14 protein-coding genes are annotated in these 24,054 nt (G+C 68.8%); 11 read left to right on the plus strand and 3 right to left on the minus strand.

The window, feature by feature from the left end; translation table 11 throughout:
- Positions 1-7 precede the first annotated feature (7 nt).
- Positions 8-2,131, plus strand: a complete 2,124-nt coding sequence (locus tag ACQPZW_RS05215; RefSeq protein ID WP_433793695.1) for a M48 family metalloprotease — start codon at positions 8-10, stop codon at positions 2,129-2,131.
- 216 nt (positions 2,132-2,347) lie between these two features.
- Positions 2,348-2,773 (plus strand): hypothetical protein, encoded by a 426-nt coding sequence (locus tag ACQPZW_RS05220; protein WP_433793696.1) that lies wholly within the window; start codon positions 2,348-2,350, stop codon positions 2,771-2,773.
- A 58-nt stretch (positions 2,774-2,831) separates the two neighbouring features.
- On the opposite strand, the gene ACQPZW_RS05225 is transcribed toward ACQPZW_RS05220, so the two are convergent.
- Positions 2,832-3,704, minus strand: a complete 873-nt coding sequence (locus ACQPZW_RS05225) for a hypothetical protein (protein ID WP_433793697.1) — start codon at positions 3,702-3,704, stop codon at positions 2,832-2,834.
- Positions 3,705-3,717: 13 nt separating this feature from the next.
- Complete coding sequence (locus ACQPZW_RS05230; RefSeq protein ID WP_433793698.1) at positions 3,718-4,329, minus strand: hypothetical protein; 612 nt, start codon at positions 4,327-4,329, stop codon at positions 3,718-3,720.
- Between the two features lie 340 nt (positions 4,330-4,669).
- On the opposite strand from ACQPZW_RS05230, the gene ACQPZW_RS05235 reads away from it, so the two are divergent.
- From ACQPZW_RS05235 to ACQPZW_RS05270, 8 genes are all read left to right on the plus strand, one after another.
- Positions 4,670-7,483, plus strand: coding sequence for a sensor histidine kinase (locus tag ACQPZW_RS05235; RefSeq protein ID WP_433793699.1), 2,814 nt, complete (start codon positions 4,670-4,672; stop codon positions 7,481-7,483).
- On the plus strand, positions 7,484-7,903 hold the full coding sequence (locus ACQPZW_RS05240) for a roadblock/LC7 domain-containing protein (RefSeq protein WP_433793700.1): 420 nt from the start codon (positions 7,484-7,486) through the stop codon (positions 7,901-7,903).
- A gap of 64 nt (positions 7,904-7,967) precedes the next feature.
- Entirely contained in the window at positions 7,968-8,279 is a 312-nt protein-coding gene (locus ACQPZW_RS05245) for a DUF742 domain-containing protein (protein ID WP_433797427.1), read from the plus strand.
- The gene (locus tag ACQPZW_RS05250) at positions 8,260-8,859 is read left to right on the plus strand and encodes a GTP-binding protein (RefSeq protein WP_433793701.1); all 600 of its coding nucleotides are present in this window, start codon (positions 8,260-8,262) and stop codon (positions 8,857-8,859) included. Before ACQPZW_RS05245 ends, ACQPZW_RS05250 begins: the two co-directional genes overlap by 20 nt.
- Positions 8,860-8,922: 63 nt before the next feature.
- A complete protein-coding gene (locus tag ACQPZW_RS05255; protein ID WP_433793702.1) occupies positions 8,923-9,492 on the plus strand; it encodes a hypothetical protein in 570 nt (189 codons plus the stop codon).
- A 174-nt stretch (positions 9,493-9,666) separates the two neighbouring features.
- Positions 9,667-10,326 carry a hypothetical protein gene (locus tag ACQPZW_RS05260; protein WP_433793703.1) on the plus strand — a complete coding sequence of 220 codons (660 nt, stop codon included), beginning with the start codon at positions 9,667-9,669 and terminating at the stop codon, positions 10,324-10,326.
- Complete coding sequence (locus ACQPZW_RS05265) at positions 10,269-20,702, plus strand: LamG-like jellyroll fold domain-containing protein (protein WP_433797428.1); 10,434 nt, start codon at positions 10,269-10,271, stop codon at positions 20,700-20,702. Before ACQPZW_RS05260 ends, ACQPZW_RS05265 begins: the two co-directional genes overlap by 58 nt.
- A complete protein-coding gene (locus ACQPZW_RS05270) occupies positions 20,703-21,206 on the plus strand; it encodes a hypothetical protein (protein ID WP_433793704.1) in 504 nt (167 codons plus the stop codon). It abuts the gene before it with no gap.
- Between the two features lie 216 nt (positions 21,207-21,422).
- Here the strand turns inward: ACQPZW_RS05270 and ACQPZW_RS05275 are convergent, their stop codons facing one another.
- A complete protein-coding gene (locus tag ACQPZW_RS05275) occupies positions 21,423-23,084 on the minus strand; it encodes a BTAD domain-containing putative transcriptional regulator (RefSeq protein WP_433793705.1) in 1,662 nt (553 codons plus the stop codon).
- Positions 23,085-23,229: 145 nt separating this feature from the next.
- On the opposite strand from ACQPZW_RS05275, the gene ACQPZW_RS05280 reads away from it, so the two are divergent.
- Positions 23,230-24,021 carry a hypothetical protein gene (locus tag ACQPZW_RS05280; protein ID WP_433793706.1) on the plus strand — a complete coding sequence of 264 codons (792 nt, stop codon included), beginning with the start codon at positions 23,230-23,232 and terminating at the stop codon, positions 24,019-24,021.
- Positions 24,022-24,054: the final 33 nt, after the last annotated feature.

A 24,054-nucleotide genomic window follows, 5' to 3' on the forward strand; every position in this document is an offset into this window, starting at 1 on the left:
GCGCGGGTTGAGCAAGGGTGCACCAGGGGCGGGGCGGTCGGCCGCCGCGCTGGCCGGGTTCCTCGTCGTCGCCGGAGCGCAGCTCGCCGCCGTGCTGCTCGCCCTCGGGGCGGTGCTCTCGCTGCTGCCCGGCTCCCTCGCGTTACGGGTCGGCGTGCCGCTCAGCCTCGCCACGTTCGGCACCCTGGCGTACGCGACGTGGCGTGCCCTGCACACCCGGCACCGCACCCCGGCAGGTGTGGCGGTCGGCCGGGACCAGGCGCCCCGACTCTGGGCGATGATCGACGGCGCCGCGAAGGCCGCCGGAGTCACCGCCCCGGCCGGGGTGACCGTGGTCGCCGACGCCACCGTGGCCCTCGGCGAGCGCACCCACCTGCTCGGTGTGATCGGCGGGCGGCGCGACCTCTACCTGGGCCTGCCGCTGCTGCAGGCGCTCGAGCCGGCCATGCTCACGGCGGTCGTCACGCACGAGCTGGCACACGGATCGCCCGCGCTGGGGCGGTGGGCGCCGCTCGCCTACCGCGGCCGGATCGCGGTCGGCCGGACCATGCCGCGGATCTCCCGGCGCGGACCGGCCGGCATCGTGCTGCGGATGTACGCCGGGTTCTACCGCCGGGTGGACGCGCCGTTCAGCCGGGCCCAGGAGCTGGCCGCCGACCGGATCGCCGCGGAGCACGCCGGCGCCGAGGCCACCGTCGCCGCTCTGCGGGACCTGCCCGCGCTGGCCGGGATGCAGCGGTTGTTCCACGCCGAGTACGTGGGGCCGGGATGGCAGGCCGGGTTCGTGCCGGACGACGTGTTCGGCGGGCTGCTGCGGGTGCTGGCCGCCCGCACCACCGAGATGACCATGCTGCGGGCCCGGGACCCGGAGCCGTCGGGGCCGTGGGACACCCATCCGCCCCTCGCCGAGCGCATCGCGGCCCTGACCGCCGGGTCGTCCCCAGCGGCCTCTCCCGCTGCTCCTGCGACCTCGTCGGTCGCGTCCGCCACGTCTTCTGCCACGGCGGTTGCCGCATCGCCCGGACCGGATCTCGCGCCGTCCGCGCCGGTGGTCTCGCTCTCACCCACCGAGGAGGGGCCCGCCGGGGAGCAACCCGCCGGGGAGCAACCCGCCGGGCAGCGATCCGCCGGGGAGGAGCCCGCCCGGGAGAGCCCCGCCGAGGCGAAGACCGTCGACGATCTGGTGCCCGATCTTCCGGCGCTCGGGCGGGCGCTGCAGGCCGTCGCCTTCCCGTCCCAGGGGCGAACCGTGGTCAGCTGGGACGAATGCCTCAGCGTGGCGCGCACCTCCGAGATGGAACGGGAGGCCGAAGCGGCGCTGACCGCGATCTCCCGCGCCGTCGGACACCCGGTGCCGGATGCCGGTGAGCTGCTGACGCTGGCCGCCGACGGTCGGCTGCGGACGGCCGCCGAGGCGGTCTTCCCGAAGGCGCCGCCGGAGGAGACCACGTCCCGGATCGTGGAGCTGCTCGCCCTGATGCTGGCACTGGCCGCCCTGCGCAGCGGCGTGGCCCGCTGGCGGCACAGCTGGACCGGCGCGGCCGAGGTGGTCGGCGACGACGGCACCTACCTCGACCTCGCCGAGCTGGCGGCTGCGGCGGCCGATCCGGAGACCACCGAGGCGGTCCGGGCCTACCTGATCGAGGCGGGCGTGGACCTGGCCGCGGCGGCGTCCCGGCCCGGTTCGGCGCGCGCCCGGGTCCTCGGCGGACTGGTCAACCTGTCGGCGGACGGGACGCGCACCGACGTGCTGATCACCGATCTCGGGCTGCTGCTGGTGCCGGGGCTGCCGAGAGGCCGTGGCCCCGAGTCGAAACGACGGCTGACCAGGATCGCCGCCGACGGTGTGCCGATCGGTGGAATGGCGGCGCCCGAGAGTGATCCGGCCGCCGCCCCGGCGGGTGACGGTCTTGCCACGCCCGCCGACCCCGCCCTGCCCGGCGGCGGACGGTTCGTCGCGTTCGCCGACGTGGCGGGAGTGACCACAGTGCCCGGTCGGCGCAAGGGCTGGACGCTCGGCATGCGCGCCGGCGGCGAGCTGAGCCTGCGATCGGCCCTCGACACCGACGAGTTGCCGGGCGGCTGGGCGGCCTGGGAGGAGACGGTCACCTTCCTCGCCGGGACCCGATGAGGTGATCGACTGAACCCGGTCGGGGTCCGGCCCGTACCCGAAAGTGAACGTAGTCGCGTGTGCGACGGATGAGCAACCAACACGTCACTTCGGGTCACACTGAGACTCAGCGATCTGTTCGCTTCACGTACGTCCGGAATGGGTAGGCATGGTTCCGGACGGAGCGGGTCGATCGTCGGGCGAAGCGGGGGAGGGTCCGTCATGGAACGAGGGCCGTTGGCGCTCTTCGGAGCCATACTCGCGGTGGGCCTCGGGCCGGCTCTGTGGCTCGGCGCCCAGATCGGCGCGGTCGATCTGGCGCCCGGTCAGCGCCCCGCACCGGTCGACGAGCAGTTCCCCGGTGCCGACATGGACTTCGGTGGGGCCGGGGCGGGCGACCTCCCGGACGACGACGAGCCGCTCAGCACCTACGTGTACACCCCGCTCAGCCCCAGCGCCTCGCAGACCGCGGTGCGGCCGTCGCCGGTGGCCACCGAGGTGACCCGGATCGTGTCGCCGCCGTCGCCTCCGCCGCCCTCCCCGCCGCCGGCCTCGCCCTCGGTGTCGCCGTCGGCCACCCCGACGGGCGAGCCCTCCACGAGCGACTCGACGTCGCCGTCGGCCGAGCCCAGCGGGTCCGTCTCGCCGTCGGCGAGCGCCTAGCGCAAGACCGCATGGAGAGAGGGGGGAGCCGACGGCTCCCCCCTCTCTCCACGGGTGCTCAGAGTCCGAGCAGGCGGTCCAGGATGTCGCGGTAGCTGCGCAGCTCGACCCGCAGGGCCTCGGTGTCGTCGGTGCCCTTGGCGAACGAGCCGCGGTGGTCCCGCAGGGCCTGGGACAGCTTGTCCACGGCCTCGTCCACGAGCCCGGCCGCGTCGCCGGTCGCGCCCTTGGGGTCGTCGACGAAACGGAGCTGCACGTCACGCCAGCGGTCGCGCAGCGGCTGGGTGTCGGCGGTCGGGAAGAACGGCAGCGCGCCCGGCTCGGCCGTCGTCCCGGCTGCCGGGGTGACCACCGGGGTCGGATCGGCGCCGATCTCCGGAGCGGGATCGATGTCGTCCTTCGTCAGGTCCGTGACGTCCTTGTGGTCCTCGGTCAGGTGCGGGTCGTCGAAGGTGCCACGGTCCTCCAGAGCGGAGTCGACTGTGGCGTCGTCCTCGCGTACCTCTGCTCCGGTCCGGTCCCCGTCCTTCACGTCGCCGTCGGTGTCCTTGCCGTCGTCCGCGTCGGCGGGAAGCTTGTGCTTGGGCGTCGTGTCGTCGGGCAGCGTGTGCTTCGGCGCCGGCGCGTCGTCGCGGTCGCGGGTCACGCCGTCGCTGAACGCGACGGTCCGGTCCGCAGCGTCCGCGGCGTCCGGGAGCCGGTCGGTACGGTCCGGGTCGTCGTCCGGCCGGGTGGCGGCGGGGTCGTCGCCCACGGTGGACGTGCCGACCGCGGTGGGTTGCGGCGCCGGGTCGGTGTCGTGCTGCCAGGGTGAGCCGGCGCGCTGCTGCGGCACGGGCGCGGTGGTGTCGGGGTCGGTGGTGTCACGGTCGGTGGGGCGGTCGGTCTTGTCGTCGACGTTGTCCTGGGCCTCGTTGGAGAAGAAGCGCATCGTCGGTGCCTCCTCAGCGGCTGGGTTCGGTGGTCGTGTCGGGGCGGGTGGTGTCCTCGGCGGCCGGCCGCGGCGCCGGGGTGGTGTACGCGACCGGGTCCTCACCGAGCAGATCGGCGAAGAGCGCGCGGTAGTGGACGAGCGCCTGGCGCAGGTCCTCGGTCTCGGCATCCCCGTCCCGGCTGCGGCGGCTGATGTCGTGCGCCGAGCGGTAGTGCTCCAGGGTGGCGGCGTGCTCCACGGACAGGTCGGCGAGGCGCTCGTCGTAGTCGCCGGTCGGGTAGCCCCGCTCGGCGATCAGTCGGGTGACCAGCTCGTCAGCGGTCGAGACCGCCTCCTTCGGGTCGTCGACGAAACGGATCTGGACCTCTTCCCAGGCGGCGGAGTAACGGGCCCGGGACTCGGCGGACAGGGGCTTGAGCTCGAGCTGCGCGTGCCGCTTGGTGCGCTCGAGCAGTTCCTTCTCCGCCTCGGTGCGGTTGCCGGTGTCGGCGACCACGCGGTCGTACTCGGGGCCGAAGGTCTGCCGGAGCCGGTGGCGGCGCGCGGCCTGGACACCGAACACGATCGCGGCCAGCACCAGCAGCGCGGCGACGATCAGGACGATGATGGCGGTGGGGGACATCAGGTTCCTCCTTCTTCGGTCCCTGTATTCCCATCCGGCACCTCGCGCCAATCCCGTCCGCGCGAACAACGCGCACCAGGGTCGTAATCGGGCAGTGCGCGGGCGCACAGTGTCGTAAGACCGACGATCGATGAGAAAAAGATCGTGTGCCGTTCTGGCTGGACAAACAGGAGAGACGGCAGGGTTCGGACGAGCCCGGGAACTAGCTGAGACGGACGTCATTACGTATTCTTTGCCAGCGCTCGCCACGGGCGTACCGGACGTTCCCCCCGTTCTCAGGCGGCCGGTGCCACGGGCGGTCCGCTGATCGTTCCCTGCCGAACCCCTCTGGCGGAGCTTGATGAGAAGCCGCAACTGGTCGATTCGCTCGAAGATCATCGCGATGGTCGCGGTGCCGCTGTCCGCGTTGCTCGCGATCTGGATCTTCGCGACGGCGGTCACCGCCGGCCCGGCCTTCACCCTGCTCAACGCACGCGACGCGGTGCAGAAGCTCGGTGACCCCGGCCTGCGGTTGATCGCCCAGTTGCAGCGGGAGCGGCACTTCTCGGCCATCTACCAGGCCACCACCCGCCCGGCCAAGACCGAGCTGGGCCGGGAGCGGGAGACCACCGACCGGATCATCGACGAGTTCAGCCGGGCCGCGGCCGACACCGAGATGACCGGCGATCTGCGGGTCGAGGTCCAGGAGCTTCTCGTCAAGGTCGACGAGCTGGGCCCGCTGCGCCAGGAGGTCGACGAGCGGAAGACCAGCTTCCTCTACCTCGCGAACAAGTACGACTCGATCATCGAGCTGGGGTTCGACGTCTTCCGTACCGCCGCGGTCTTCTTCAACGAGCGGGTGGACCGGGAGGTCCGTGGCCTTATCACCGCCTTCCGCGGCCTGGAGTATCTGAGCCGCATCGACGCTCTGCTCGCCGGCGCCAACGCGGGCGGGCGGATCGACAACAAGACGCGCGAGACCCTCATCGAGTACATCGGCGTCGAGCGCTACCTGCTGCGCTCCGGTGTGGCCGACATGCCGGAGAGCTCGCAGGACGACTACGCCCGGCTGGTCATCCACCCCACCTTCATCGACCTCGACATCCTGCAGAACAAGCTGCTCGCCCAGAACTACGCGGGCGGCGCGCCCCCGGTCTCCGGCACCGAGTGGCAGCACGCGTACGACTACGCCTCCCAGGAGCTGCGGCTCTTCGGCGAGCGCACGATCTCGCAGGTGTCCAAGGACGCCACCCCGTTCGCCGTCGACATCCTCGGCAAGCTGGGTCTGGCCGCCCTGCTCGGCCTGATCGCCCTGGGTCTCTCGGTCTACGTCTCGGTCCGTCTCGGCCGCTCGCTGGTGGGCCGCCTGATCCGGCTGCGGCGTGACGCGATCGAGCTGGCCTCCGAGCGGCTGCCCACGGTGGTCGGCCGCCTGCGGCACGGCGAGATGGTCGACGTCGCCGCGGAGACGCCGCCGCTGGAGTACGGCCAGGACGAGATCGGCCAGCTCGGCCGGGCGTTCAACGACGTGCAGCGTACGGCCGTGCAGTCCGCGGTCGAGGAGGCGAACGTCCGCCGCGGCATCAACGAGGTCTTCCTCAACATCGCCCGCCGCAGCCAGACGCTGCTGCACCGCCAGCTGTCCCTGCTGGACAAGATGGAGCGCCGGGAGACCGACCCGCGGGAGCTGGAGGACCTGTACCGGGTCGACCACCTCGCCACCCGCATGCGGCGTCACGCCGAGGACCTGGTCATCCTCGCGGGGGCGGCCCCGGGCCGTGGCTGGCGCAACCCGGTCCCGGTGATCGACGTCGTGCGGGGCGCGATCAGCGAGGTGGAGGACTACAAGCGGGTCGACATCCGGGCGATCGCCTCGTCCGCGCTGGTCGGCCGGTCCGTCGGCGACGTGATCCACCTGCTGGCCGAGCTGATCGAGAACGCGGCGTCGTACTCTCCACCGCACACCCGGGTCCAGGTCACCGGCCAGATCCTGCCGAACGGGTACGCCCTCGAGATCGAGGACCGTGGCCTGGGCATGACCCCGGAGGCGGTCGACGAGGCGAACCGTCGCCTGGTGGAGCCACCCGACTTCGACCCGGCGGACAGCGCCCGGCTCGGCCTGTTCGTGGTGGCCCAGCTCGCTCAGCGGCACAACATCCGGGTCTCGCTGCGTGCTTCGTCGTACGGCGGCATCACCGCGATCGTGCTGGTCCCCGGAGAGCTGGTCGCCGGCTTCGACGGCTCGGGCGACGCGCCGGCCGGTGGCATGCCCGTTCCGCCGTCCTGGTCCGGTGGCAGTGGCGAGCTGCCGCAGATCGTCACCACCGGCCACCGTCCCGCACCGGACGACATCCCGGCGATCGCCGCGACGCCGGTGGAGGCCCCGTCGCTGAACGGCCACCACCGGACGGCCCCGGAGATCACCGGTCCGGCGCCGAGCACGGTCGCGGCCGAGCTGAGCGCGGAGGGCCTGGTGCAGCGGCGGCGGGTTCGCAAGCCGACGCTGCCGACGCCCGCGGTGAACGGTTCCGCGGGCGCGGACCGGACGGTCGACCCGGCCGTGCTGGGCGAGCTGGCCGCGGGGCTGCCGGTGGCGCCCCGCTCGGTGCCGCGCAACTCCGCGCCCGCCGAAGCGCCGGCCGCTCCCACCGAGGTGGAGCCGGATCCCGCCGAGGTCACCCAGGTGATCGCGTTGCCGCCCGCCCTCGTGCCGCCCGTCTCCGCGGAGGCGCCGCCCGCACCGGCGCCGACCAGCCCGGTGACGGCCGGGGGACGGACCGCCGAGATCCCCGGCGAGACCACCGGGGAGATCATCGGCGAGGACGGCCTGCCCCGCCGGGTCCGGCAGGCGAACCTGGCTCCGCAGCTGCGCAAGCCGGTCGTCGAGCCGGAGTCGAGGGGCCCGGCCCGCAGCCCCGAGAAGGCGCGCTCACTGATGAGCGCCCTGCAGACCGGAACCAACCGTGGCCGCGCCGATGCGGCCCGTACCGAGGCCGACGGACACGCCGCGCAGCCTGGCGACGCGACGATCACCGATGCGGCTACCGTCAGTCTCCCGGCTTCCGCGGCTTCCGCGGCGGGCGGGGAGAACGCATCATCCGGACCGGAGGCCGGCGTGAACGGCGATCACGCCGATGGTCCCGGGGAGAACCCCATGCTGGAGAAGGACGCATAAGTGGCACAGACGAAGCAGAGCGCGAATCTCACCTGGCTCCTCGACGACCTGGTCGAACGCGTGCCAACCGCCCAGCAGGCCGTGGTGCTCTCGGCCGACGGCCTGATGCTGGGCGCCTCGGCGGCGATGAGCCAGGAGGACGCGGAGCACCTGTCGGCGATGGCGGCCGGGTTCCAGAGCCTCGCGAAGGGGGCGAGCCGGCATTTCGAGGCCGGTCCGGTCCGCCAGACGGTGGTGGAGATGGAGGAGGCCTTCCTCTTCGTCACCGCCGCCGGGCAGGGCGCGTGCCTGGCCGTGCTGGCCTCGGCCGACGCGGACCTCGGCCTGATCGCCTACGAGATGGCGATGCTGGTCACCCGGGTCGGCCAGACGATGGCCGCCCCCGAACGGACGGTGCTCACACCGTCCGACGTCTACTGAGCAGCCGCGTGTGAATCACGACTGGCTGGACAACGACGCGGGCCCGGTGGTGCGTCCCTACGCGATGACGGGGGGACGCGTCGCCCCGGCGGACTGCGACTTCGACCTCGTCGCGTTCGTGGTGGCGACCGTGCCCGACCTCACCTCCGGTCCGCAGTTGCAGCCGGAGCACCATGCCATCGTGGCAGCGGCCTGGGAGCCGATCTCCGTGGTCGAGCTGGCGTCTCAGCTCGACCTGTCGGTCGGCGTGGTCCGGGTGTTCCTCGGTGATCTACGCTCAGCGGGCTTGATCTCGCTGTACGAACCCCCGGCTGCCTCGCAGCCGCATGACGTCGACGTACTCAAGGCGGTTGTCAATGGACTCCGTGCGCTCTGACCGCAACGGCGGATCGTCGCGCATTCCCGTCGCCCTCAAGATCCTCATCGCGGGTGGCTTCGGGGCGGGCAAGACCACGATGGTCGGATCGGTGAGTGAGATCCGGCCGCTGCAGACCGAGGAGGTCCTCACCGGAGCCGAGGGCGCCGACGACGTCTCCGGCGTGGAAGCGAAGACCACCACGACGGTGACGATGGACTTCGGCCGGATCACCATCACCGAGGACCTGCAGCTCTACCTGTTCGGCACGCCGGGGCAGGACCGGTTCTGGTTCCTGTGGGACGAGCTGTCGCAGGGCGCGCTCGGCGCCGTGGTGCTGGCCGACACCCGTCGGCTGGCCGACTGCTTCCCGTCGATCGACTACTTCGAGCAGCGCGGCACTCCGTTCGTGGTGGCGGTGAACTGCTTCGACACCCAGCACCAGCATGCCCCGGAGGCGGTGGCCCGCGCTCTCGACCTGGATCCGGGAGTACCGGTCGTCCTCTTCGACGCCCGCGACCAGGCGGCCGCCCGCAACGTGCTGATCGAGCTTGTGGAGTACGTCGCCCGCCGCCAGCTGGCCGCCGCTGCAGCCCGCTGACCTAGGAAATCAGGACCGGTCAGCGGGCTTGCCCGGTCGGGCCCGGCCGTTACGATCTCCGGCGTGCTCGGTGGACGGATTGACAAGCGGCTTCGCGGCTCGCTGAAGAACAAGCGTGGGCGCACGCCACTGGTGTGGAGTCGCGCCCGGACTGCTGCCCTCGTCGGAGGGGTGGCCGCGATCCTGGTCATCGGGCTGCTGGGGTGGTATCTGTGGCCGTCGCCGGAGGTGGAGCCGCGGCCGCGGGAGTATCGGGACGCGACCGCCTGTCTGCTGACCGACGCGCAGGGCGTGACCGGTGAGAAGGCCGCACCGGTGTGGGCCGGGATGCAGGCCGCATCGGAGCGGACCCATGGCCAGGTGCGCTATCTGGCGGTCAGCGGTGATCAAACGGTGGACAACGCCAAGACGTTCGTGGGTACTTTCGTCCTCGGCCGATGTGCGCTGATCGTCGCCGCGCCCGGGGTAGCCGACGAGGCCGTCCGCGCGGCAGCGGGCACTTACTCGCAACAATCCTTTGCGGTCGTCGGAGGTCCGAAGCCGCTGGAGAGCAATGTCACCCGAGTCGACGACGCGGATCTGCAGGGAGCCGTATCCACGCTGGTCGGTGACCGGCTCGCGGCTTCCGAGTGAACAGTTCTGGCATCTAAACCTTTCTGCTGCTTTCGTTATCGATCCGTTGTCGAGGCTCGATCTTGATCCATTGACGGCTTGATCATCAGCATCAATACTCCCCGTGATCGATTCCGTACACGGGGGAGTAAGTTCGTGATGTCTTGGTCCCGGCGTGGCGCAGTCGTCACAGCGGTGGTCGTCGGACTCTCTGTCGCCGTTCCACCCGATGTCGTTCCGGCCGGCGGCGAATTCCCGCTCAGCTGGCTCACCCGAGGGCTCACCATGTCGCGGGCGCTGGCCGCGGTCACCGGCCTGCCGGCGCAGGAGCGCCAGGATCCGGGCAACGGTGGATACGTGCCGTCCTCGGCCACCATGGCGAACGGAGGTGCCGGCCGGGCACCTCGCAAGGCCACCGGCGGTCTCGACGGCTTCCAGCCGCATGACGCCTCGACCAAGACCGTCGTGACCGATCCGACCCGGGAGGGCTTCGACGCCGATACCAGCCGGCGGCAGCCCGGCTCCTCCAAGGCCACGATGGATCAGTACGCCAACGCTGACGGCTCGGTCACCAGGGTCTACTCGGCCGGTCGCGCCAACTACCGGGCCGAGGACGGCAGTTGGCAGACCATCGACCCGGACCTGGTGCGCTCGGGCGACCGGTGGAAGATGCGGGCGAACTCCCTCGACGTATCGCTCGGGCGAGTGTCCCGGCCGTCGAAGCCGACTCCGATAAGACTCGGACACCCGCTACCACCGCGGCCACGGACAGCGCCGATACCGATCCGTTGGTGCAGATGGCGCTGCCGGCGGGCCTCTCGGTCGGTTACGACCTGCACGGCGCCGCCGAGGTGACACCGGTGGTGCAGGACAATACGGCGACCTACCCGGATGTCCTCCCCGGTACCGATCTGGAGTTGCAGACCTTCACCGGCGGGGTCAAGGAGACGATGGTCCTCGACTCGCCCGCCGCGGCGAACGAGTGGGTCTTTCCGCTTCACCTTGAAGGGCTCACGCCGCGCGAGACCGGTAACGGTGGCATCGACCTGGTCGACGCCACCGGTAAGGTCCAGGCGCTGTTCCCGCCCGGGTCGATGACCGACTCCCGGTTCGACCCGCGGTCCGGCGACATGACCCGCTCGTCGGCCGTGCAGATGAGCCTCACCACGCTGAACAGCGCACCGGCACTCCGAGTCGTTGCCGATCGCACCTGGCTGAACGATCCGGCCCGCGTGTATCCGGTTCGGGTCGACCCGACGGTCACCACCGTGGACACCGGTGACGTGTACGTCGACAACGACAACAAGACCTCGGCGGGCGATCAGGCCGGTGACAACCTGCCCATCGGCACCTACGACGATGGCACCACGAAAGCCCGGTCCTTCCTGCGATTCGACAACTTCGACAACAACGGGCTCAACGGCAGGCGGGTCACCTCAGCGAGCCTGAAGCTCTACCTGACGTGGCAGTACTCGTGTGACGTCGCACGGCCCTTCTACGTGTACCGGGTGACCGAGCCGTGGACCACCACGGCCCTGTCCAACAGCACATTCCCCGGCCCGGACGTCGGTTCGTCCTCGATCGGCTGGCTGAACGTCACCGATCCCGGTCCGGCCTGCACCAACACCGGGTCGGTACGCAGCATCGGCAAATGGATCACTGTGCCGTTGAACGTGGCTACGTTCAACGACTGGTCCTCCGGCGGCGCCAACTACGGTCTTTCGCTGGTCGCAGCGGGAACCGACTCGTACGCCTGGAAGCGGTTCACCTCGATGCGGTACAGCTCGGGCACCTACCGCCCGCAGTTGAGCATCACCTACGCCAACAATGTCGTGCCGCAGGTCGACACGCGGTACCCGGCCAACAACACCATCGTCGAGACCCTGACGCCGCAGATGGTGACCCGTGCGCACGACCCCGACGCCTACCCGGCGAAGGGTCTGACCTACACCTACAACGTCTACAACAGCGCCGGCACGTCGGTGGCCTCCTCCGGCGCACTGAGCAGTCCGGCCTGGCAGATACCGTCCGGCAAGCTGACCTGGAACAACACCTACTACTACACGGTCAGGGTGGGCGACAGGGTCGGTTCCTCGGCGGAATCGGCGGCATACGCGTTCAGTACCCCGGTACCACAACCACGCCTGACCTCTGATCTGACCCAGAACCCGGGCGCCGGCTTCGACCCGAACAACGGCAACTACACCACCTCAGCCGTGGACGCCCAGGTGACCGGTATAGGTCCGGCGCTGGAGATCTCCCGCAGCTACAACAGCCTGGACACCCGCCGGTCGGGCGCTTTCGGGCAGGGCTGGTCGAGCATCCTCGACACCAAGGCGACCCAGCGCAAGGACACCACCGGCGCGGTACAGACCGTCGTGGTCACCTATCCGACCGGCGCGGAAGTGGCATTCGGACGCAACGCCGACGGCACCTTCACCCCGCCGTCCGGCCGGTACGCCGTATTCGCCGCACAGAGCACCGGCTACACCCTGACCGACAAGGACGCGACCCAGTATGTCTTCGGGCGCGAGACGGCCGCGGGCTCCGGGATCTTCGCCATCACCGCGATCATCGACGCGAACGGCCGGCAGCTGGCCTTCGATTACGACTCGGCCGGCCGGGTATCGGCGATCCGGAACGTCTCCACCGGCCGCAAACTCAGCCTGATCTGGGCGGCCACCGCGGCTCCGACAGTGGGCGCGGCCCACGTGCAATCGGTGACGACGGACGCCCCGGCCGACGGGACCGGCGGCTACACCTGGACCTACGGGTACGGCACCGACGACCGTCTGACCAGTGTCTGTCCGCCCGGCACCACGTCGGCGTGCACCACCTACAGCTGGGCGAACACCAACAGTCAATTCGCGAACGCCACCCTGAACCTCAACCCGTACTCCTATTGGCGTTTGAACGAGGCCTCCGGCACCTCTGCGGAGAGCAGCGTCCTCACCAACGCCGGTGTCGACAAGGGCATCTACCGCGATGTGACCCTCGGCGGTCCGGCGGCATTCGCCGGCTCCGGCGCCACCTCGGCCGGGTTCAACGGCACCTCCTCGTCGCTGCAGCTGCCCGGGAAGCTGGTCAATGACGGCTCGTACCAGTCGCTCAGCATGTGGTTCCGGACCACCACGGCCAACGGAGTGTTGTTCAGTTACAGCGGATCGCCGATCAGCGCGGGCACGACGACCGGCAACTACGTACCGGCCCTCTATGTCGACAAGAACGGCTTCCTGCGCGGCCAGCTCTGGCAGAACTCGATCAGTCCGCTCAAGTCGCCCTCGACGGTGACCGACGGCAAGTGGCACCAGGTCGTGCTCTCCGGTGCCGGCAATTCCCAGATCATGTACCTGGACGGGAATCCGGTGGGTTCGCTGGCCGGCACGATCGGGCTCTTCCAGACCACCGGCTCGGCGTATGAGTACATCGGTGCCGGTTTCATCGGTGGCAGTTGGCCCGACCACGCCGACACCGGCGTGGCCGCGGCTCCGGCCCGCTATTTCAACGGCAACATCGCGGACGTCGCCTTCTTCACCAAGACGCTGACGGCCGGCGACGTCGCCACCCTGCGCTCGATCTCGCAGACCGGCTCCTCGGTGATCGACAGGATCACGTCACCGGAGCAGCGAACCCAGGCCCAGATCGCGGTGAGCAACGTGACCGGCCAGGTCACGTCGGTCACCGACGAGAACGGCGGCGCCTGGACGATGGGCAAGCCGACGATCACCGGTAGCAGCGAGGTCTTTGCCGCCTCGGTTCTCGGGGCCAAGCCGGTCAACTACTGGCGGCTCGGTGAGATCGAGGCCGACACCACCGACGCGGTGAACGAGGTGGCCGGCGACATCGCCACCTACAGCGGGGTCAAGCTCGGCGAGAACGGACCGTTCGCAGACTCCACGGCGGCTACCTTCGACGGTGCGACATCCAGCGTGACACTGCCGCCCAATGTGGCGCCGGGCGGCGCGTCCTCGGCTGCCCTCTGGTTCAAGACCACGGCCACCGGAAAGGTGCTGCTCGGCACTCAGGCCGGCGCCCTCGGTGAGACCACAACACCCGGCCTGCCCACTCTCTGGGTGGGGGCGGACGGGCGGCTTCGCGGCCTCGCGCCGTCCACCACACCGACCGGTCCGCTGCGTTCGGGCATCGAGGGCGTGTGTATCGACGTGGCCAACGGCGCTGCCCCGGACGGCACCAAGGTGCAGGCGTGGCAGTGCAACAACACTCTGCCGCAGAGTTGGACACTCAACACCGACGGCACCGTCCGGGCCTTCGGCAAATGCCTCGACGTGAAGAGCTCCGGCACCGCGAACGGCACTCTCGTCCAGCTCTATACATGCAACAACTCAGCGGCTCAGGTCTGGGAGCAGTACAACGGCGGCCTGCGGAACCCGAACTCGGGCAAGTGCCTGGACGATCCGAACGGTTCGGTCACCAACGGCACTCAGCTCCAGATCAACACCTGCACCGGCAACAACTCGCAGAAGTGGACGATGTCGCTCGTCTCCACCACTGCGGTCAACGACGGCAAGTGGCACCAGGCCGTGCTGGCCTCCTCCGGAATCACCCAGAGCCTGTACGTCGACGGCGTGAAGGCCACCTGGAGCACCGCCTCGGTCGCCTCCGCCCCCGGCCCCCAGCCGTACGCCTATCTCGGCGCCGGCCTCACCGGCAGCGGTTGGTCCGGCCTGACCCCGGCGGTCACCTCCTACTTCACCGGTTCCCTGGCCGATGCGGCCTTCTATGCCTCCGAGTTGACCGCCGAGCAGGTCGACGCGCAGTGGGCGGCGAGCAAGCAGACCGTTCCGGTCGCCGTCACCACGGTCGACACCACCATCAAGACCATCACCATGCCGGTCAAGACGGTCACCGTGACCGACCCGGGCAACAAGACCATCACCTACTCGTACGACCTGGTGAACAACCGCCCGGTCGCGGAGACCGACGCTCTGGGCAACATCACGAAGTACGGCTACGACACCGGCGGTTTCGGCAGTCTCGTCTACGACCCCAACGGCGTACGCACCCAGAACGTCCAGGACGAACGCGGCAACACGATCCAGCAGATCACCTGCCAGGACCAGTCGGCCAACCGCTGTTCCAGCAACTACTTCGAGTACTACCTCAACGCCTCGAACCCGGTCGACCCACGTAACGACGTGCTGACGGCGAGCCTCGACGGCCGCTCCGAGACCAAGAGCGACACCCGGTACCGCACCACCTACAGCTACGACACCAAGGGCAACCCGCTCGGCAGCACCGACCCGCTGGGGCGTACCACCACCACGACCTACAGCGGCGCCGGGAACGTGACGGCCGTCGACTCCGGTTTCGTCCCGGCCGGCCTGCCGGTCCGGGTGGTCAACGCGGCCGGTGGCGTGCAGGTGATCAACTATTACGCCAGCGGTGACATCGCGAAGACCGTCACCCCCGCCGGTGAGACGACCACCTACACCTACGACAGGCTCGGCCGGAAACTGACCGAGAAGGTCACCACGTCCACCCTCGCCGGCGGGCGGACGACGGCGTACACCTATGACACCCAAGGCCGGGTGCTGACTCAGAAGGACGGCGAGGTCGTCAACCGGGTCACCAACGCGGTGCACGCCCCCTTGATCACGAACGTCTACGACGCCGACGGCAACATGACGTCGCAGACCATCGCGGACACCAAGGGTGGCGACGTGCCGCGGGTCCAGTCGGTCGTCTACAACGAGCGAGGGCAGCGGAAGTCGCACGTCGACGCCGTCGGCAAGGCGACGAGCTTCACCTACAACGCGTACGGCCAGATCGTCACCGAGACCGACTCCGACGGTGGTGTGACCGAGTTCGAGGTCGACGCGGAGGGCAACGTCCTCTCCGAGACGATGAAGGGCTTCACCGGCGACCCGAACAGCCCGTCCGCCCCGGTCGACCTTCCCATCGAGACCCGCAAGTACGACCCGGCGGGGCGGCTGGCCAGTACGACGGACGCGATCGGCCGGACCACGTCCTACGCCTACACCGACAACGGCCTGACCGCGTCGATCACCGTCAGCTACGGCGGCGAGTCCTTCGTCCAGGAGCGCAACGAGTACGACGCAGCAGGCAACCTGCGTGTGCAGGTGACCGACAACGGCACCAACCGTACGGAATTCGAGTACGACGCGGCCGGACGTCAGGTCAAGACGGCCCTCGACGTCGGTGGCGAGAACCGGGTGACCACCAAGGACTTCTCCCCGGACGACAACATCGTCAGCTCCAGCCGTTCGAAGGGAACCGGCGGCGCGCTGTCGATCACCGACTATGCGTACGACGCCGAAGGCCGGATGCTGTCCGAGACCGACTACAACGGCGACCCCGCGACCACGCCGATGGCCCGGTGGAAGCTCGATCAGACCGCCGGTAACACCGTCGCGGACAGTTCCGGCAACACCACCCTGACCGCGGCCGGCGTCAACTGGACGACCGATGCGACCCGTGGAGCCGTGGCCACCTTCGACGGCGCCGCTTCGGTGGACTCAGGCTCCACCAACGCGGTCGACACGACCAGGCCGTACACCATCACCGGCTGGGTGAAGCTGGGCAGCAAGTCCGCCGACGGTTCTGTCGCGGTGCTGCCGGGCCGGGGCGAGTCGTTCCCGTTCAAGCTGAAGTACCAGAAGTCGACCGACCGGTGGCGCATCGCCGTGGCCGCGGAGAACGTCGACGGCAGCATCGCCTGGGCGACCGGCGACGGCACCACCTCGCCGGCCGTCGGATCCTGGACCCACCTGGCCGTCACCGTCGACCCCGCCACCAAGAACGTGGTGCTCTACGTCAACGGCGTCGCTGAGGCGACGATCACCGGTACGGCCAGATTCAACCTGGCGGCCACGACGCTTCGGATCGGCGCCCAGCACGGCAACGCCGGCATCGTCGGTTCCATCTCGGACGTACGGGCATACCAGCGCGCGCTGTCGAGCGCCCAGGTGCAGGCGATCAAGAACGGCGCCGCACCGGAGCAGACCGCCCGCGTCTCGCGTACCACCTACAACGTCGACGAGGGTGGCCTGGTCACCCGGACCACCGACCCGCTCGGCAACGTCACGGAGATCGCCTACGACGAGGCGGGCCGCCCCGCGGTGACCACCGCGGCCCCGGTCACAGCGGAGCAGCTCACCGAGACCGGCGTCACCACCGTCACCGCCCGGCCGGTCACCTTCGTCGGCTACGACACGTTCGGCGACCGGACCGAGATCGTCGACGCCCACGGTAACCGGACCACCTACGTCCACGACCGGGCTGGCCGGGTATACGAGACCCGCGGTGCTACGTACACCAAACCGGACAACACCACGATCACGCCGGTGACCTCGGTCGAGTACGACACCCTCGGCCAGGCGAAGACGTCGACCGACGCCCTCGGCAACGTCACCAGCTACACCTACGACCAACTGGGGCGGCTCGCCAAGACGGTCGCGCCCAACGGCGGTGTCACCACGGCCGTCTACGACGCGGCCGGGCAACTCCTGCAGAACACCGGTCCGACCGGGGCGGTCAGCGCGGCGACCTACGACTTCCTGGGCCGGAAGAAGACGTCGACGCAGGCGGTCCGGCAGACCGGCACGCCCTACACCACCGAGTACGCCTACCACCCGAGTGGCCGGCTCGCGAGCGTCACCAGCCCGGACAAGGTGACCAGCAGCTTCACCTACAACAGCCTCGGCGAGACGCTGGTCAGCATTGACGGCGCACAACAGAGCACTCGGACCGAGTACGACGGTCTCGGCCGACCGGTCAAGGTGACCCAGCCGCGTGGCGCCTACCAGACCATGTCGTACGACATGCTGTCCCGGCCGGTCCTGACCGCCGCCTACGCCGCCTCTGGTGGAAACCCGCTGACCAGCACCGGCAGTGAGTACGACGCCGCGGGCAACGTGGTGAAGAGCACCGACGGCAAGGGCAAGGTCACGTCGTTCACCTACGACCCGACCGGCCTGGTGCTCTCCCAGCGCCAGCCGATCAGCGCGACCGACGCGATCACCACCACCTTCGGCTACGACCTGAACGGCAACCGGACCCGGTTCACCGACGGACGTGGCAACGCATTCTGGACCACGTACAACGCCTGGAACCTGCCGGTGTCGACGGTCGAACCGGTGACCAACGCCTACACCACCGAGGCCGACCGCACGTACACGATCACCTACGACGCGGCGGGCCGGGCGGTCACCGCCCGCTCGCCCGGTGATGTGGTGCAGACGTACCGCTATGACGAGATGGGCTCGCTGAAGGAGCAGACCGGAACCGGCGCGGCGGCGGCGACCACCGCCCGCACGTTCGGCTACGACCTGGCCGGGCGGATGACCTCGTTCTCCGCCCCCGGTGGCACCAACACAGTCACCTACGACGACCGCGGTCTGCCGACCGAGATGACCGGCCCGTCCGGGAACTCGTCGTTCGCCTACACCGGGGACGGCCTGCTGGCGCAGCGCACCGACGCGGCCGGGGTCACCGCGTTCGGCTACGACGGCGCCGCCCGCCTGAAGACGCTGGTGAACAACACCGCGGGCACCTCGTTCACGGTCGGCTACAACGCCGACTCGAACGTCGAGAAGGTCACCTACGGGGGGACGGGCAACACCCGGCACTTCGGTTACGACGGTCTGAACCGGGTCACCGACGATGAGCTCAAGACCCCGGGCGGCACGACGATCGGCAAGATCTCGTACGGCTGGGACGCCAACAGCAACGAGACGTCCAAGACCACCACCGGCTTCGGCGCGGCCACCGTCACCAACACCTACGAGTACGACGACGCGAACCGTCTGACCTCGTGGAACAACGGCAACACCACGATCGGCTACACGTACGACAAGTCCGGCAACCGGACCGGCAACGGGTCGACCACCTACACCTACGACGCGCGCAACCGTCTGGTCAGCGACACCAACGGCGTCGCGTACACGTACACCGCCCGCGGCACGCTGGCCACGGTGACCGGCGCGTCCGGCGCCCAAACCACCACGTCGGACGCGTTCGACCAGGTCATCAGCCAGACGTACGGCAGTGGTCTGCGAAAGGCGTACGAGTACGACGCTCTGGGCCGGGCGCTGCAGGCCGGCTTCTCGTACACCGGCGCCGGCAACGACCTGGCGGCGGACGCGACGGCGAAGTACGTCCGCGACCCGGGCAACGATGTGGTGGGCACGGCCACCGAGACCGAGAGCCGCCTGGTCTGGACCGACCTGCACGACGACGTCGTCGGCCAGTTCACCGCCACCGGATCGGCACTGACCGGTTCGGCGGTCTACGACCCGCTGGGAGCGGTGAAGAGTTCGAGCGGCCTGCTCGGCAGCCTCGGCTACCAGTCGGAGTGGACCGAGACCGCGACCGGCCGGGTCAACATGGCCGCACGCTGGTACAACACCGGCACCGGCCAGTTCGACAGCCGCGACACCCTGTCGGTGAGCCCGATGCCGTCCTCGGTGGATGCCAACCGCTACGCCTACGGCAGCGCGAATCCGCTGACCAACACCGACCCGAGCGGTCATCTCAGTCTCAGCCTGAGCAGCATCGGTTCGTCGATCTCGCGGGCTTACAACACGGTCTCGAACAAGGTGTCGAGCGTGGCGAGTTCGGTCGGTTCCTACGCGACACAGGCCTACTCGTACGCCAGCAGCTACGCCTCCTACCAGTACCACCGGGCCGCGAACTACGCGTACAAGGCTGCGGAGTACACCCTGGCCGGTGTCTCCGTCGTGGCCAAGAAGGTGGGGCTGAACAGCGTCGCGAAGAAGGCTGACGCGGGTCGTAAGAAGGCCGCGAAGAAGTCCAACGAGCATTACCGCCAGCAGGTCAAGAAGCAGAAGGAGTACGAGCGCAAGGGTGCGGCGCTGAAGGAGCGCACGATCCGGGCGGCGGCGAAGGTTGTCAAGAAGGTCAACGATGCCGCCAAGAAGACCGTCAAGTTCGTCCAGAAGCACAAGAAGACGATCATCGCGGCGGTCGCGATGGTGGCGACCGTGGCCGCGGTGGCCACGTTGGGTCCGGTCGGTGGTGTGCTGGCCAGTATCGCGATCAATGTGGCCAAGGACGCGATGGTCGGTGACATCCACAGCCTGTCGGATCTGGGCGCGTCGATCGGTAGGGCGGCGATCAGCGGCACGATCGGGGCGGTGACCGGCGGTCTCGGCGCCGCGCTGGGTGGTAAGGCTGCTGGGTTCGTGGCTTGCAAGCTCGGCGCCGGAATCCTGGGCCGGGTGACCGCCGGCGCGGCGGGCGGTGCGGTTTCCGGTGCTGTGGAGGACGCGGCGTCGCAGTACGCGACGACGGGCAGCGTCAACTGGAGGCAGACGGCTGACGCGATGGCTACGGGTGCGGCCATCGGTGCGGTGACCGGTGGCCGGTCACGGTGTCACAGTTTCGACCCGGAGACCCGGGTGGTGATGGCCGACGAGAGCACGAAGCCGATCGGTGAGGTCGAGCTGGGTGACGAGGTGCTGGCCACCGACCCGGAGACCGGTGAGACGACCGGGAAGCCGGTCAGCGTCTTGCACCACCATCAGGACACCGACCTGACCGACGTGACGGTAACCGACGAGAACGGTAGGTCGTCGACTTTGAAGGCGACCGCGAACCACCCGTTCTGGAACGCCGGCACTGAGGAGTGGACCGACGCCGCCGACCTCAAGGCGGGCGACAAGCTCCGCAGCCCCGACGGCGAGGCCACACAGACGGTCACGTCCATAAAGGTCTGGACCGGCCTGAAGTGGATGGATGACCTAACAGTCAACGACATCCACACGTACTACGTACTCGCCGGCAACAAGCCGGTCTTGGTACACAACAACAATACTCCCAAGAAATGCGTGACCGGCACACGTGGGCCAGTGGGCGACTTCGATCCGCCAGTAAATGTTCACGCTCCAAGTGGTTCTTGGGCTGTTGAGTCGCGAGTGAGCGACGGCAACGCGCTCCGTGATGCTGCCGGTGAACCACTGAAGACCGGGAAGACGCGCACTTGGACGAGTGCGATAAACACTCGGACCGGGGAGATTGCAGTTGGCTGTTCAGGTGCCGGTAACTGTGCCGAGATAAATATCCTGCAAAAGACTGGCTGGGGTATGGAGAATACCCTTTTCAATCGAGCTGCGGCATATCAAAAATTGCCCAACGGTGAGAAGTCGTGGGAGGAGATGCCGATCTGTAGGGTTTGCTCTAGCATAATCCCGGAAGAGAATGTTGTTCCCGGGGCATTGTACTCTCACTAGTTGGAGCGAGCGTTCATGAGGGCGAAGGCTGCAAGGATCGAAGTCAGACGACATGACTGGGCCGCTTATCGTGCACCGGTTTCGAGCGGTCCAAGCATTCCGGACGTATTTCAAAGACTTCTCGATGCAGGAAGCGCGGAGGAGGCTGCGGGCTTCAGCCTGGAATATCGTCTCGAGGTGCAGTCGATGGTTTACGAGGTGGCGCTACCTGCATTGGATGTAATGCTGGCGGCATATGTGGAAGATCTTCCAAATTGGGTGGAGAGTGAGTTCCTAAACGCCCTGCATGGCATAATTCTTGGTGAGCCGCATCGTTCTGAACTGGACTTGGGAAATTTTGATCTGGTCGAGAGATGTGTGCAGCGAGCGCGAGACGGAATTTGGACTCTGTATGCGCGTCTCTCCAAGTTCAATGCCGACTTCTTGATCGACATCCTCGATGAGATAGACACCGACCGAGACAGGTTCGAGGCCTATCGTCACGAGTTCTCGGAGTACCTCTGACGAAATGCGGCGGTTCGACGTGGTCGAGCATTTCATTCTAAGCGCCGCTCGTGGGCGTCTACGGGGCGGGCCGATTCGACCGATATGTCCTCGTGCATATTCCTGATGACCCTCGGGACTATGTCGACCTTTTGAAAGCTATCCGCCGAGGGTGGGAGCAGCTCGACGGCCGTTCTGGATTGTTGCCGTCAAGGCGAAAGCAAGATCGGCAGAGCGTCACCCGTGGGGATGCGGGGCCTGCCGGGGTGCCGGTGTCGGGGGCAGGCAGATCAGCCACGGCCGGAGGCTGCGCAGGGTTCTCTCCGGAAGCAGGCCGCGTTGTGACAGGTCGCCGGAATCCTGGTAGGGGCCGTTGGTGTACCTGTCCATGCTTATCCGGTGGGCCTGGAACGGCGTGATGCCCCGCAGCCGGGCGATCTCCTGCGGTAACGCATGGTTGAGGTCCACTAGGCCGCCGTCGTCGAAGTGCCGCATGAGGTCCGGGCGGCCGACGCCGGCTCGCCGGGCGCCCTCGGGGTCGACCAGAGCGAACTGTCGGGCCAGATCCCGCCGCGCGCGGTCATGGCGATTGTCGCCGGGGTGGGAGGCCAGGATCGCGCCGTACACGGTCGCCGTGACGATGACGAACAGTCCGAGCAGGATGCCGGCTTCCTCCTGGCCGCTGAAATCATCGCTGTCGAGATCACTCGGGTTGATCGCCATGAGAGTGATGACCGTGAGGACGGCGGTCAGATAGCCGATCGCGGTGATCGTCTCGCGCCAGGTGCGGCGCTGGACCGCGGCATAGGCGAAGTAGATCCAGCTGCCGAGTGAGCACGTCATGATCGGCAGCAGGGTCGCGGCGACCACTTCGGCCCAGGGAAGCGCGTGACGGCGAGGCCCGAAGAGTTGTTGCGGCACGGCCGGCCACAGCTGTGAAGGAGAGGCCGGCGCTGCGGTGTCGACCGGAGGCTGTGGAGAGGGGGCCGGCGCTGCGGTGTCGACCGGAGCCTGTGGAGAGGGGGCCGGCGCTGCGGTGTCGACCGGAAGCCGCGGAGGAGAAGCCGAAGCGAGGGGAGGCGAAGGTGAAGGAGAAGGAGCGGTAGGAACAACCGAGGCGCCGCCGTTGACCGGCTCGTTGCGCAGGATCCTCCGGTGGATCTCCTGCAGCCGCTCGCCCGGCTCCGCCCCCAGTTCATCCAGGAAGTACTCCCGGGCGTCGCGGAACGCGGCGAGTGCCTCGGCCTGCCGTCCACTGCGGTACAGCGCGGTCAACAGCTGCGCCCGCAGCCCTTCACGCAGTGGAAACTCCTGGACCAGACGGGACAGTTCGGAGACGAGCTCGCCGAATGCCCCGCGGGACAGCTCGATCGCCGCCCACGACTCCCAGGCGGTGGCGTGCTCCTCGGTCAGCCGGTTACGGGCCGACTCGAAGACGGGCCCGCTGAGCCCGGCGAGTCCTTCCCCGTACCAGAGATCCAGCGCGGCCCTGGCGATCCGAGCCGCCTCCTCGACATGACCGGACCGGTGTTCGGCGGCGGCGCGGGCGACCCCGTTGCGGAAGTCCTCGGCGTCCAGGGACCCGACGCGGAGCACATACCCGCCGTCGGTGAGCGCCAGCAACTCGCCGGGGGTGCGCGGCGACCGGTCGGGGTCGAGCACCCGCCGGAGACCGGCCACATATTTCTGGACGACGTTGGTGCCGTTCTCCGGGGGATCGTCGCCCCAGACCGCGTCGACGATGCGATGGGTGGGGACCGGTCTGCCGGGATTCAGTAGCAGGACAGCGAGGACGGCTCGTTGTTTGGCCGGGCCGAGGTCGAGCTGCCGGCCGTCCCGGAAGGCCCGGATCGAGCCGAGGATCTCGAACCGCAGCGGTTCGCCCACCACCTCGCTCATCCGGCTCACCCCTTCTGACCTGCCGATTCTCCTTCGCGGCAGCGGAACGGCAGCCGGCAGCAGCATAGCCGCAGCGCATCGGCAGCCGTCTCCAGGAGCCTGTGTCCATCAACGCATCGCGGACCCCGTGAGGAAAGACAAGACGATGAACGTTCTCACCAAGCGCCTGGCTCTGACCGGCGCTCTGCTGATCGCCGGCGCCGGTCTGACCGCGTGCGGCACGACCGACGACGTACCGGAGAAGGCCCCGCAGCCGGTCTCCGCGGCCACCACTCTGAAGAAGGGGGTGCCGGGCACGGGCACCCCGGCGTTCCGCTACTCCGTCAAGGGCGGGCAGCAGTCGTTCACCGGCGTGCTGGATGCCCCGAACAAGTCGGTGACCAGCGACTTCGTCGAGAAGATCCCGGACTCCGAGATCACCCTGACGATGCGGTTCCTGGTCATCGAGAAGCAGGCGTGGGCGCGGATCTCGTTCGACGACGCCCCGGCCGGCGCGGGCCTGCCGAAGTTCCCGAAGAAGTGGATGAAGCTGGACCAGGGCAAGCTCTCCGCGGACTCGTCCGAGGACCTCACCTACGCGGGCGAGACCGACCCCGGGTTCGTGAGCACGCTGCTGGCCGCCGCCGCGGACCTCAAGGAGACCGGCAAGGGCACGTACGCCGGCACCACCGACCTGACCAAGTCGACCGAGGCCGACATCGTGGACGACGAGACCCTCAAGGCTCTCGGGGAGAAGGCGAAGGCCGTACCCCTGGAAGTGACCCTCGACGGTGAGGGCCGGGTCACCAAGGCCGTCGTGAAGATCCCGGCGGCCGGCAAGGTCAAGGCGGGAACCTACGAGGTCGTCTACGACCAGTACGGCAAGGCGTCCCCGATCAAGGAGCCCTCGGGCGCCGTGAACGCACCGGCGGACGCCTACGAGCTCCTGAACGGCTGAGTCGGGAGCATCCGGCGGCACCGCTGCCGGCAG

Source organism: Actinoplanes sp. CA-252034 (assembly GCF_050956125.1).
Lineage (GTDB): Bacteria > Actinomycetota > Actinomycetes > Mycobacteriales > Micromonosporaceae > Actinoplanes.